This is a genomic window from Sphingomonas koreensis (genome assembly GCF_002797435.1).
GTDB classification, from domain to species: Bacteria; Pseudomonadota; Alphaproteobacteria; order Sphingomonadales; family Sphingomonadaceae; genus Sphingomonas; species Sphingomonas koreensis.
On sequence record NZ_PGEN01000001.1, the window covers coordinates 1763125 to 1775532 of the forward strand.

The 12408-nt window shown below is 65.4% G+C and carries 9 protein-coding genes; 3 read left to right on the forward strand and 6 right to left on the reverse strand.

Annotation, left to right across the window (positions count from 1 at the left end):
* Positions 1 to 77: 77 nt before the first annotated feature.
* The 4 genes from BDW16_RS08215 to BDW16_RS08230 all read right to left on the reverse strand — a co-directional run bounded on the left by BDW16_RS08215 (position 78) and on the right by BDW16_RS08230 (position 7834).
* Entirely contained in the window at positions 78 to 3167 is a 3090-nt protein-coding gene (locus BDW16_RS08215; RefSeq protein ID WP_066579761.1) for a TonB-dependent receptor, read from the reverse strand.
* 163 nt (positions 3168 to 3330) lie between these two features.
* Positions 3331 to 4248 (reverse strand): SMP-30/gluconolactonase/LRE family protein, encoded by a 918-nt coding sequence (locus tag BDW16_RS08220; protein ID WP_198585780.1) that lies wholly within the window; start codon positions 4246 to 4248, stop codon positions 3331 to 3333.
* Positions 4245 to 5588 (reverse strand): GntT/GntP/DsdX family permease, encoded by a 1344-nt coding sequence (locus BDW16_RS08225; RefSeq protein ID WP_066579764.1) that lies wholly within the window; start codon positions 5586 to 5588, stop codon positions 4245 to 4247. The genes BDW16_RS08220 and BDW16_RS08225 overlap by 4 nt, the downstream gene beginning before the upstream one ends.
* Positions 5585 to 7834 carry a family 20 glycosylhydrolase gene (locus BDW16_RS08230; RefSeq protein ID WP_066579765.1) on the reverse strand — a complete coding sequence of 750 codons (2250 nt, stop codon included), beginning with the start codon at positions 7832 to 7834 and terminating at the stop codon, positions 5585 to 5587. The genes BDW16_RS08225 and BDW16_RS08230 overlap by 4 nt, the downstream gene beginning before the upstream one ends.
* Positions 7835 to 8050: 216 nt before the next feature.
* Here BDW16_RS08230 and BDW16_RS08235 point away from each other — a divergent pair, with 216 nt between their 5' ends.
* Genes BDW16_RS08235 through BDW16_RS08245 form a run of 3 tightly spaced genes read left to right on the forward strand, consistent with a single transcriptional unit; the run spans position 8051 to position 10343 of the window.
* Complete coding sequence (locus BDW16_RS08235) at positions 8051 to 9205, forward strand: mandelate racemase/muconate lactonizing enzyme family protein (protein WP_066579766.1); 1155 nt, start codon at positions 8051 to 8053, stop codon at positions 9203 to 9205.
* Positions 9202 to 9588 (forward strand): RidA family protein, encoded by a 387-nt coding sequence (locus BDW16_RS08240; RefSeq protein WP_066579767.1) that lies wholly within the window; start codon positions 9202 to 9204, stop codon positions 9586 to 9588. Before BDW16_RS08235 ends, BDW16_RS08240 begins: the two co-directional genes overlap by 4 nt.
* A complete protein-coding gene (locus BDW16_RS08245) occupies positions 9585 to 10343 on the forward strand; it encodes a creatininase family protein (protein WP_066579768.1) in 759 nt (252 codons plus the stop codon). Before BDW16_RS08240 ends, BDW16_RS08245 begins: the two co-directional genes overlap by 4 nt.
* Here the strand turns inward: BDW16_RS08245 and BDW16_RS08250 are convergent.
* A complete protein-coding gene (locus BDW16_RS08250; protein WP_198585781.1) occupies positions 10340 to 11203 on the reverse strand; it encodes a DJ-1/PfpI family protein in 864 nt (287 codons plus the stop codon). The genes BDW16_RS08245 and BDW16_RS08250 overlap by 4 nt on opposite strands.
* A gap of 85 nt (positions 11204 to 11288) precedes the next feature.
* Positions 11289 to 12278, reverse strand: a complete 990-nt coding sequence (locus tag BDW16_RS08255) for a GlxA family transcriptional regulator (protein WP_066579769.1) — start codon at positions 12276 to 12278, stop codon at positions 11289 to 11291.
* Between the last annotated feature and the right edge of the window lie 130 nt (positions 12279 to 12408).

Sequence of the window (12408 nt, forward strand, 5' to 3'; positions counted from 1 at the left end):
AACGGCCCATCGTGCCAATAAAAAATGCCCGCCGGCGCATTGCGACCGGCGGGCAGTGAGGAGTCCTTTCAAGAGGATCAGAACTTGGCGCGGACGCCCGCGACGAAGCGCCGCTCGTAGATCTGATCCCAGCCAACCTGGTCTTCCCAGGTCAGGTAGTAGCGCTCATGCTCGCCGGTCAGGTTCGAGGCCTGGCCATAGATGGTGAAGTTATCCGTCACGTCGAACGAGATCGACGCATCGAAATAGTTGGTCGGGCGCTGATAGACCGACAGGCCGGCGATACCGCTCCAGTTCTGGGTCTGCAGACGCTTCGAGCGGTAGTTGTAGGCGATACGCGCCGAGAACGGCCCGGATTCGTACCAGAGTGCGGCGTTGACCTGATGCTTAGAATTGTCCTGGAAGGGCTGCTTGTTGCCAGCCAGATCGACACCGCCCGCATCGCCGAGCGACAAGGTGTAGTTGGCATCGATACCGAAGCCGCCGAAGAAGCCATCTACCCCATAGTCCGTCAACGCCTGGCGTGCCGAGAATTCGAGGCCCTTCAGCGTGCCGCCCGCACCCTGGGTGATCGTGCTCACCGGCAGCGCGGTGTTGCGCACGACGCCGTCATTGTCGGGGATGTCGTTACGCAGGATGGTCGTGTTGACGATGAAGCTGTCGACGCTGAGGTAGAACGCGCCCGCCGCCAGCATGCTCGACTGGCCGGTATAGAGCTCGAGGCTCGCTTCGACGTTGCTCGACCGCCACGGATCCAGGTTCGGGTTGCCGCGCTGCTGTGCCGACTGGGCACGGAAGATCGGCGGGTTGACCGTGGTATCGATCGCATAGCCGACGTTGAGGCCGCCACCCCATTGGAGGAAGTCGAGCAGCGTCATCGTCTTGGCATAGGAGACGCGGAACTTCAGCTTGTCGCTCAGGTCGAACGACGCGTTGAACGCCGGCAGGAAGTCGGTGAACTCGCGGTTGGTATAGAGGTCACCGGCATCGACGCCCGACACGCCATAGGCCTGCGGCACGCCGACGATGTTCTGACGCACGCGGAACTTGGTGTTGACGACGCGGACGCCGCCATTGGCACGGAACGGCAGGCCGAAGACTTCGCCCTCGCCATTCACCTGCACGTAACCGGCGATCTGGCGCAGGTTCATGTCGAACGAGTCCGCCGGGTTCACGTTGTTCTTGTTGCCCGGATAGAACTTGTTCTGGAAAGCCTCGGCATCGTCCATCGCGCGCGGATCGAGCACCCAGATGTTGGGCGCGCCAGCCGCCGGCATCGCATACTGCTTCACCAGGCCGCCGAAGATCGGATCCGTGCCGGGACGGACGAAGCCGGCGGTATAGGCATTGCCCGCCGCGTCGCGGACGGCGCAGCTCGAATTGCCCAGATTGACGTCGAACGCCTTCCACTTGACGAAGCAGCCGGCCGCCGGATTGCCCGGATGATCGGTGTTGCCGACATAATAGGGCGACACGCGCTCGAACACGAACTGCTCGGCCGACCGCTCGCTGTACCGCGCACCGGCGCTGATGCCGATGCCGCTGTCCGACTTCCACTCGACGTCGCCGCGGATCGTCCAGATGTCGCCCTTGCGGCTGTCATTGCCCTCGGACGAGATCGTCTTGAGCGCATAGTGGCTCAGATTCTTCGCCTGGTTCAGGAAGTTGGTCGGGAAGGTGAAGGCCAGCGCCCCGCTCGAATAGTCGAGCGTCGCCTTCTGGCTGTAGACGCGGTAGCCGCCCGGGTTGAACGCGCGGTCGCCACCCAGGCTCGCCGGATAGTTGCCGACGCCCGAATAGGCCCACTGGACACCGTCGGTCAGGTTGAACTGCAGATAGCTCTGGTCGAGCTCACGCTCGGCCTTGCCATAGATGCCGCGCAGCGATGCCTTCAGCCCTTCGCCATTGTCGAAATCGAGCTGGAGATTGTAGTTCTGCGACTCCGACTTGATCCGGAAGGTTTCCGAATAGCTGTCGAAATTCGGCATGTCATATTCATAGGTCTGGACCGTGTGAATATTGTACCGACGCGGACCAAAGTCCTTCTTGCCAATCGGCGCGCTGAGTGCGCCGGTGTTGCGGGATTTGGTAGGGCGGTAAGGCGACGACATCCAGTCGACATTCTGGAACTGGAAACCGGCGGTCCGGTCATACTGCGTCTGCTTGGTGTAGAAAGCGTCCGCGGTCAGCTTCAGCGTATCACTGAGTTCGAACTGCAGCGAGATGTTGCCACCGAAGCGCTCACGTGAGGTGATGCGGTTCCATACTGTGTGCGACTGTGCCGTGATGAACGCGTCATCGGCGTCCCCATCACCGTTCATGTCAAAGCCGGTGATGGTCCCCGCAGCATTGCGCACCGGCGTACCCCGGCTCACGCCATTGTTGCCGACCGCGAAGTCACCCTGCGACCCCAGTGCCTGCTGCTCCAGGTCAAGGCCCTCTTCGCTGAGGCCGACACCGTAGCTCTGGATGCCGTTATAGCTGTTGGACAGATCGACCTTGCTGTACGCGGCCGAGACGAGGATGCCGAAGCGGCCGGAGTTATAGGCGACCAGACCGTTGAACGACGGATTCCATTTCTTGGTCTTGTCGCCATATTGCGCTTCGGCCGCAGCCGCGACGGTCAGGCCGTTGGGCAGGCTGAACGGACGGCGCGTGAGCAGATCGACGGTGCCGGAAAGGCCGCCCTGCTGCAGCGAGGCAGTCGGCGATTTGAAGACGGTAGCGCCGGCGAACAGCTGCGAAGGGATGTCGGTGAAGTTCGGCTGGACGGTCGTGACAGAGTTGGCTCCGAGAAACTCTTCACCGTTGAGAAGGGTGGTGACCTGCGGAAGGCCGCGGATGTTGATCTGGCCGCCCTCGCCCGCGTCGCGGCGAATCTGGATGCCGGGAATTCGCTGAAGCGAATCGGAGATAGTGCGATCGGGCAGCTTGCCGATATCCTCCGCACTGATCGCATCGACGACGCTGTCCGCTTCCCGCTTCACATCGATCGCACGCGCCTGCGACGCACGGATGCCGGTGACGAGAATTTCGTCCTCCTGACCGACCGTGGCATCTGCAGCCGCGGCAGCGTCCTGCGCCTGCGCGATGCCCGGGATGCTAAGCGCTGCGGCAGACACCGCCGCGAGCAACACCGTCCGCGCATCAACCTTCCGAATCGACATATCCTTCTCCCTGTGTCCCGGCAGACAAGCGCCGCCACCCCTGCCCCGCTGCTTCCCACGGGATCAGGCGAGTATGCAATACATTTATGAGACCAATAGTCAATATGTATGAGACCAGTTCAGTAGAGGTATTACATCCTACCGAATCAGCTACCTAGCCGCCTCAGCGCGCGGTGCGACGATGGAGCGTTCCGCGATATTCGCGGCCCGGCCGGGCGCTGCGAAAGGTCTCGATCGCGCCGCGGTCCTGCACCGTCACATAGGCGGTCCGCCCGTCCCGGCCGCCGAACGCGATGTTGCTCGGCAGCCGCCCTTTCAGGCGCACCTCGCGCGTGACCGTGCCGTCGGGATCTAGGATGGCAACCGTCCCGCCGCCGTGCCGTGTGACATAGAGATTGCCGTCGCGGTCGCAGCGCATACCATCGAGCCCGTGATCCGCAAATGTGGCGAAGATCCGTTTGCCCGATATCCCGCCCTGCGCGTCGAGATCATAGACCCAGATGCGGCGCTGGACGCTCTCGCCGACATAGAGGCTCCGGCCGTCCGGGCTCACCTCGATCCCGTTGGTCGTGCCCATCCCGTCTTCCAGGATCTGCGCCTGACCGTCGCGGCCGATTCGCCAGATCCGTCCGCTCCCGTTCTTCCAGTCGGGGTCGCTCGCATAGAGCGTGCCGTCGGGTGCGATGGCGATATCGTTGGGCTGGTGCGCGCCCGGCAGCTCGGCATAGGTCGAGAGCCGGCCCATCCTATCCGCGGCAAGGATGCGGTGCCCCTTGTAATCCGCGATCAGCATCCGGCCGTCGGCTGCGAAACGGATGCCGTTGCCGATGCTGCCTGCAGGCAAGGCCACGAACAGCTCGGCCTTACCCGCCTCGGTAACACGCCCGATCGTTCCCTCGCGCGCAAAGTTGACGACGTAGAGCGCGCCGTCGGGGCCGGTCGCCGGGCCCTCGATGCCGGAAGTGAACACGCCGTCGCCGACATGGTCGCGAACGATATAGTCGCCCCCGCCGGCGTGCTGCGTCGCGGCGCAGCCGCCCAGCAGCGCCGCGCCCGCGAGCACAAGACCGGCGCGCTTCACAGCACCGCACTCAGTGCGAGCGTGAGGAGGAGCGCGACGATCGAGATCAGCGTCTCGCAAACCGTCCAGGTCTTGAAGGTCTGCGACAGGGTGAGCCCGAAATAGGTCTTCACCAACCAGAAGCCGCCGTCGTTGACGTGCGACAGGATCAGCGACCCCGCCCCTGTCGCAAGTACGAGCAGTTCGGGCGAGACCCCGCTCCCGGCCGCGACCGGCGCCACGATCCCCGCTGCTGTTGCCATCGCCACCGTCGCAGAACCGGTCGCGATCCGCATCATCGCCGCGACCAGCCAGGCGAGGACCAGCAGCGGCACCTCCACCGATTGCGCCATCCCGACCACCGATGTGGAGATGCCCGCCTCCATCAGAATCTTGCCGAAGCCCGCGCCGGCACCGACGATCAGCGTGATCAGCGCGGTCGGCGCCAGACAATCCTCGAGGAACCGCCCGATCGATTCGCGATCGAACCCCCGCGCGCTGCCGAAGGTAACGAAACTCAGCAACAGGCCCGCCAGCAGTGCCGTGACCGGATGCCCGGAGAAGCGGATCGCATCGTTCACCAAGCTTCCCCTGGCTGCGAACAGATCGGCCCAGCTGCCGATCAGCATCAGCGCCACCGGCAGCAGGATCGTCGCGACGGTGATCCCGAACCCGGGCAGTTCGCGGCTGTCGACCTTCCGCTCGGTCAGCGCCTCGGCCATCGGGTTGACGCCGTCGACGGTGACATGGCGGTCGATCAGCGTGGCGAAGATCGGTCCGGCAAGCGCCGCGGTCGGGATGCCGACGATCAGGGCATACAGGACGGTGAGGCCGATATCCGCCTTGTACGCGCCCACCGCGAGCAGTGCCGCGGGGTGCGGCGGGATCAGGCCGTGGACCACCGAAAGCCCGGCGACCATCGGCAGGCCGACCTTCAGGATCGACGTCCCCGTCCGCATCGCTACCGTGAACACGATCGGCATCAGCAGCACGAAGCCGACCTCGAAGAACACCGGCAGGCCGACAAGGAACGCCGCGGCCATCATCGCCCAGTGCACCCGGGCAGGTCCGAACCAACCGATCATCGTCTGGGCGATGCGCTCGGCCCCGCCCGATTCGGCCATCAGCTTGCCCATCATCGTGCCGAGCCCAACGACCAGCGCGATATGTCCGAGCGCGTTGCCGACGCCCGCTTCGTAGATCACCAGCAGCTTGTCGAGCGGCAGCCCCGCCGACGCGCCCAGCGCCAGCGAGGTGACGAGCAGCGCGATGAACGGGTTGAGCTTCAGCCGGGCGATCAGGAAGATCAGCCCGCCGACCGAGGCGAGGCCGAGCAGGACAAGGAAGACCTCCCGGCTCATCGTGCGGCCTTCTCACGCAGCTGGACCGACTTGATCGTCCAGAGCGGGTTGTTGCCGTTGCCGGTGAAGGTCATGCACAGGTCCTGCGCGCCCGTTTGCGGTGTCACCGGCACCGTCAGGCGGGTGAGCGCCGGGCTCGTTGCCTGGGCGAGCGAGACCCAGCCGATCCGTTCGCCCTTGCACCCCGCGCGGACCTCGAGCTCGCCCGCGGGCGTCGCCGGCTTGGCGCGCGGCGAGATGGGACGGCCATTATTGAGCTGGAAATTGTACGGCACCTGCCCGACTTCGACCTCGACCGCGGTAACCGCATCCATCGGCGCTGCTTCATAGATCCAGCACGGTTCGAGGATATTGACGAGGAAGTCGGCGCGCGGCCCTTCCGCCGGCGCATCGTCGATCAGCGCGAGCGAGTGCGAGGCGCTGCATGCTCTAAGCTCGCGGTCGTCGCGGCGCAGCGCGGCGGCACGGTCGTAGCGTTTGTCGACCGCCCCGGGCAACCGCTTGCCGCCGCGGAACGCCACCGCCCGCAAGCGGGTGGGGAACGCCACTTCGAGCGGCCCGGCATAGAGGCGCGATGTCGCGCCGGGCGCACTGCCGTCGGTGGTGTAGCGGATCTCCGACTTGACCTGCGTCGCCAGTTCGACCGTCGCACTCTTCGCGGCGACCGCGCGAACGCGTGCAGAGGGAATGAACGCGCTTTCGGCCGGTTTCAGCCCCATCGCCTTCACGCGATCGATCTGCGGGATCAGCCGATCGACGAAGCCGTCGAAATCGCGCCCCTTGCCCAGCCAGGCGACCTCGGCGAGCGCCGAGAGCCGCGGGAAGATCATGTACGCCGCGCGATCGTCGCCGCGGATATGCTCGCTGAACATCGTCGATTGGATGCCAAGGATGTGCCGCTGCTGCTCGGCGGTGAGCGAGGGGGGCAGCGGGTCGAACTTGTAGATGTCCTCCAGCGTGTTGGGCTTGCCGCGCCCCGGCCCTTCCGCTGCGGTGCTGCCCTGGACATGATCGAAATAGAGGTCGGGCGACGGCGCAAGGACCGTGTCGTGCCCGGCCTGCGCGGCAAGCACGGCACCCTTGATCCCGCGCCACGACATCACCGTCGCATTGGGTGCAAGCCCGCCGTCGATGATCTCGTCCCAGCCGATCAGCTTGCGGCCGCGCGCGGTGAGCAGCTTCTCGACCCGCTTCATGAACCAGGATTGCACCGCATGCGCGTCCGCCAGCCCCAGCTCGCGCATCCGCTTCTGAACCGCGGGCGACCGCTCCCACTCGGTCGCGACCACCTCGTCCCCGCCGACATGGATATAGGCGGACGGGAACAGCTCGGTCACCTCGGCGAAGATGTCGTCGAGGAAGGTGAAAGTCGGCTCCTCGATGTTGAACAGCCAGGTGTAGACGCCCCAATCCGAATGGATGCCGTCGGGCACCGGCCCGCTATTGCCCAGCTCCGGATAGGCGCGGATCACCGACAGCACATGGCCCGGCATCTCGATCTCGGGCACTACCGTGATGTTGCGCGCCGCGGCATAGGCGACGATCTCGCGGATCTGCGCCTTGGTATAGAAGCCGCCGGTGCGCGGGAGCGGCGGCGCGCCGGGTGCGGTTGCGGGGATGCGCCAGGCGCCGATCTCGGTCAGCTTGGGATATTTGTCGATCTCGATCCGCCATCCCTGATCGTCGACCAGATGCCAGTGCAGCGTGTTGAGCTTGTGCGCAGCCATTGCGTCGATCAGCTTCTTGACGAACTCGGGCGACTGGAAGTGCCGCGCGCTGTCGAGCATGAAGCCGCGCCACTTGAAACGCGGCGCATCCGAGACGGTGACCGCGGGCACCTCACCGCCGGGCGCTGTCGCCAGCTGCCACAGCGTGACGGCACCGTGGAAGAAACCGGCATCATCGCTGGCGCGAATGAGCGCGCCAGTCGCTGAAGTGGTCAGGCGATAGCCCTCGCTCGGCAGTCCTGCGACACGCTCGAACAAGACTGTCGGCGCGCCCGCCTTCGCCCTGGCCGGAAGCCCTAGCCCGTTGCGCAACCACACCGCCGCCTTCTCCGCCCCGGCATCGCCCGAAGGCGTCTGGATCGCCAGCCCGTCGGCAAGACGGAACCCTTTGCCTGCTGACGACGCCTCAAGCGGCTGGGGAAGCAGCGGCAACGCATGCTGCGCCTGAGCCGGCGCGATCAGGGCAATGGCCGCGACGGCCCCTGCAAGAAAACTCCGTGCGCCAACCGGTGCCGCCATGCCTCACTCTCCCTTTTACATATCCAATCTAATACCTTTCATGTGTGCACATCGAGGCGCGCAGCATGAAAGCGTAGCCGACCGGGCATTCTGCGCAGCTTTCTAAGCTGGCGATCCGCATTTTGCTAGCGGTTTGGTATAAATTGGTTATGCTGTTTGCGTAACCAAAGACCCCGCGCCAGCCAGCGGACGCGGCAATTCGGGAGATGTGAAGGCATGCGTGCAGGCACCGGCGACGATCCGGTCATCGTCAAGTTCGAGTTCAACGAAGTGGTCGTTCCCGCCAAGCCCGGGATGATCAGTTCCGAAACGCTGGCCAAGCCGCTGCATATGCTCCCCGTGGGCGGCAAGGCAGCATGGAGCGTCCAGTTCGACGCGCTGCCCAAGCTGGTCGTACGCATGACGCTGGCCAATGGCGTCGTCGCACTCGGCGAATTCTATCGCGACCACGAATGGTCGCGGATCGAGGCGATCGCCGACGGCCTGCTCGGCGTCAACATCGCCGACCTGACCCTGCAGGAACTGCCGCTGCCGCTGGTGCGCGAGTTCGACGGGTTCGAGCTGGCGATCTGGGACGGCTGGGCCAAGACCCTCGGCCTGCCCCTCCACCGCCTGCTCGGCGGCCCGGTACGCGAGAAGGTGCTGTGTCATGCCTGGTCGAGCCACCGCACGCTCGACGAGATCGGGCCCTGGGTCCGCGCCTATCAGGATCAGGGCTATCACAGCATCAAGCTCAAGGCTGATCTGGAAGACGATGTCGTCGGCCTGTGCGAGCAGATCGCGGTGCATGCGCACGGCATGAAGGTGGTGTTCGACCCCAACCAGCGCTGGGAGAATATGGCTTCGGCCAAGCTGCGCATCCGCGGGCTGGAGCAGGTCGGCAATGTCCAGCTGCTCGAGGATCCGATCCCGAAATGGATGATCCCCGACTATGCCGATCTGTGCCGCTTCTCGTCGATCCCGATCACGCAGCACATCGCCCTCCCCTATATCTATCAGGGCCAGCGCGTTCACGACATCATCGCGCTGATCCAGCAGCGCGCAGCCGACGGGTTCAACTTCAACGCCGGCCTCGCCAAATTCGCGCAGCTCAACGCCATCGCGGAAGCTGCCAACCTCTGGTGCTTCCACGGATCGGAGGTCGATCTCGGCATCCTCGAGGCGATGTACCTTCACCAGTCGATCGCCGCGAAGAGCTGCGTCTGGTCGAGCGACATCTTCGGACGGTTGATCCGCGAGCATGACCTGCTCGAAACGCCCCTCCGCTTCGAGCCGCCTTACGCCTTCGTGCCCGAAGGCCCCGGCCTCGGCGTCTCGCTCGATCCGGCAGCATTGGAACGCTACGGCGTCCGTCACGAGGTTTTCGCATGAGCAGCATCATCCCGGTTCCGTCGGAACAACATGTCACCGCCGGCCCCTATACGCCCGTGCTCAAGATCAGCCGCGACGCCGATCTCGTCCTGATCTCCGGCCAGGCGCCGCTGAACCTCGCGGGCGAGGTGATCGGCGACACGATCGAGGAACAGGCGCGCGTCACGCTGGAGAATTGCCGCAAACAGCTTGCCGCCGCGGGCGCTGACTTCTCGAACGTGTTCAAGGTCAATGTCTATCTGACCGACCTGGCCGACTGGCCGCGCTTCAACGTGGTGTATCGCGAAATCATGCCCCAGCCCTTTCCGGCGCGGACCGCGATCGGCTGCGCGCTGCTCGACGCATTCCAGGTCGAGATCGAGATGTGGGCAGCGGTTCCATGAAGTGGCAGGAACTCAGCAGCCCGCGGCTCGACGCGGTCGACCGCAACACGCCGGTGATCTTCAACATCGCTGCGATCGAGCAGCACGGCCCGCATCTTCCGCTCGACACCGACGCGCTGATCGGCCGGCATTTCACCGACAGGATCGATGCAGAACTCGGCGATCAGGTGCTCATCCTGCCGCAACTCCCGGTGTGCTGCTCGCGCCACCACATGGCGTTTGCGGGCACGCTGACCGTGCGGCACGAGACGTTCCTCGCCTATATCACCGACCTGCTCGGCTCGGTGGCAGCGCACGGCTTCCGCAACATCGTGATCTTCAACAGCCATGGCGGCAATCTCGCCATCGGTCAGGTCGTGCTCGAATCCTTCGGCAACGATCACCCCGAGGTCGAGCTGTTCATGCTCACCTGGTGGAAGATCGCCGCCGAGGAACTGGCGAAGATCCAGGAAACCGAATTCGGCGGCGTGGGTCATGCCTGCGAGTTCGAGACCTCGCTGGTCCAGATGATCGCACCGGAGCTGGTCGAGATCGACGTCGCGGTCGATCAGCTGCCCGTCCACGACTTCCACTGGGCCGCGGCCGACCTGCTCAACGCGGGGCGTGCGGCACATCACCGCAACATGCACCAGTTGAGCAACGGCACCGGCGTGTCGGGCTGCCCGTCCAAGGCATCGCCGGGCAAGGGTCAGGCGATCTCGGACGCCGTGACCCGCGCCGCGGTCTCGATGCTGCGCGATATCCGGGGCATTTAGCCGCGCAGTTTCTCGCCCGCGATCCGCGATTTCTCGCGGGCGCGGGCGACGATGGCCGCACGGCTGGCCGTGATCCGCTCGGTGATCGCCGCCGGCGCGGTGTCGGGCCTGCCGGCGTTGAACGGCGGCTCGGGCGCATATTCGATCGTCAGCTGATACGCCTGCGCCTCCTCCGGACTGCGCAGCAACGAAGCCAGGGTCAAGGCGAAGTCGATTCCCGCCGTCACCCCCCCGCCAGTGATGCGATTACGGTCGATGCAAACGCGCTCGCTCGACGGAATCCCGCCCATCAGCGCCACCAGCTCGCGCACCGTCCAGTGGCTCGCCGCGCGATAGCCGCGCAGCAGGCCGGCAGCGCCCAGCAACAGCGATCCGGTGCAGTCGCTGGTGACGTAGCGCGCGGACTTGCCATGATGCGCGAAGAATTCGACGACCTCGGGGTCGTCCATCATGTCCAGCGTCCCGCCGAGCCCGCCCGGCGCGAACAGCACATCCAGCTTCTCCGGACAGTCGCGCAACGTCGTGCTCGGCGTCACCGCGATCCCAACCTCGCTCATCACCGGATCGAGCGTCTTCCAGACGAGGTGGATTTCGCTGTGCATGATATTGAACACGGTCAGCGGCCCGACCAGGTCCTGAAGCACCATCTTGGGGTGGACGAGCATCGCGATCTTCGGACGGCCGGGCCCCGCGCCCTTGGCGCCCAGCATCCCGTGCAACGGCTGCGCATGCCCGCCCGACTGCGCCACCGCCGCGCTGCTGCCCAGCGTCATCGCGGCGCCCGACAGCCCTGCGGCGCCCAGCGTCTGCAGGAACCGGCGGCGGTCCGCATTCGACTGGCAGATATTCTCGATCTCCACGGCAAGTCTCCCGATCCGTTCGCGCCCTTCGCGCTCGTCGGTCCGGATAGGTCCGCCCCAATCCGGCCGAAAGGACAACCAGCCGTCAAATCCTGCCAGCGGCTCCCGTGGCGCGCGCCGCGAAGCGCTGACGATAGTCGAGCGGGTTGACCCCGAACCGGCGCAGGAAGACGCGACGCAGATTCTGCTCGTCGCCAAAGCCCGCCGCGGCTGCGACCTGCTTGAGCGACAGTCCGCTCGCCTCGAGCAGTCCGGTCGCGGCCTCGACCCGCATCGCCTCGACCGCACGCGCGGGGGTCATGCCGGTCGCTGCCGCATAGGCGCGCGCGAACGAACGTTCGGCCATGCCGGCGCGCGCCGCCAGCCGTTCGACACGCAGGTCTCCTCCCAGATTCTCGCGCATCCAGCCATGGAGTTCGGCAAAGCCGTCGCCGGAACCGCTCTGGAGCAGCAGGGGGACGGAGAATTGCGCCTGCCCGCCCGGCCGCTTCATGAACACCACCAGCCGCCGCGCCGCCTCGATCGCGGCGCGATGACCATAGTCCTGCTCGATCAGCGCCAGCGTCAGGTCGATCCCCGCCGTGACCCCGGCCGAGGTCCAGAGCTTGCCGTCGTTGACGAAGATCGAATCGGGTTCGACCGCGATCTGCGGATGATCGTGCGCCAGCCGCGATGCCCAATGCCAATGTGTGGTTGCGCGCCGCCCGTCGAGCAGCCCGGTTGCGGCGAGCACGAATGCGCCGGCGCAGATCGAACAGATGCGGCGCAGGTCCGGGGCATGGGCAGCGATCCATTCGACCAGCGCGTCCGGTACGATCGGGCTGCCCCCGGCGCTGCCTCCGCCGACGATCACCGTGTCGATCCCGCACGGATCGATGTCTGCCAACACCCGGGTGACGATCGGCATCCGCGCCGTGGTCTGGATTTCGCCGCCCTTCGCCGATGCGACGATCGTCTCATACCGTTCGGGCGCGCCTCGATGCGGCTCGCTGGCCTCGAGCGCCTGCAGCGGGCCGCTGATGTCCAGCAGGTTGATCCCGTCAAAGGCGAGGACAAGCGTGCGGATCGGGCGCATTGCGGCTCCTGAGATGGACGCGATCACCGATGGACAGGGCGTCACGCTTCATGGGACAGGATAGCCGCCTCACGAGAGAAACGCCATTGCAATTGATCACGATATACGCAACATAGTCTCGTATTGTGAA

Coding starts and splice junctions, on each gene's coding strand:
- BDW16_RS08240 (WP_066579767.1), top strand. CDS start 9,202: ATGAGCAGCATCATCCCGGTTCCGTCGGAACAACATGTCACCGCCGGC.
- BDW16_RS08225 (WP_066579764.1), bottom strand. CDS start 5,588: ATGAGCCGGGAGGTCTTCCTTGTCCTGCTCGGCCTCGCCTCGGTCGGC.
- BDW16_RS08255 (WP_066579769.1), bottom strand. CDS start 12,278: ATGCGCCCGATCCGCACGCTTGTCCTCGCCTTTGACGGGATCAACCTG.
- BDW16_RS08235 (WP_066579766.1), top strand. CDS start 8,051: ATGCGTGCAGGCACCGGCGACGATCCGGTCATCGTCAAGTTCGAGTTC.
- BDW16_RS08215 (WP_066579761.1), bottom strand. CDS start 3,167: ATGTCGATTCGGAAGGTTGATGCGCGGACGGTGTTGCTCGCGGCGGTG.
- BDW16_RS08245 (WP_066579768.1), top strand. CDS start 9,585: ATGAAGTGGCAGGAACTCAGCAGCCCGCGGCTCGACGCGGTCGACCGC.
- BDW16_RS08230 (WP_066579765.1), bottom strand. CDS start 7,834: ATGGCGGCACCGGTTGGCGCACGGAGTTTTCTTGCAGGGGCCGTCGCG.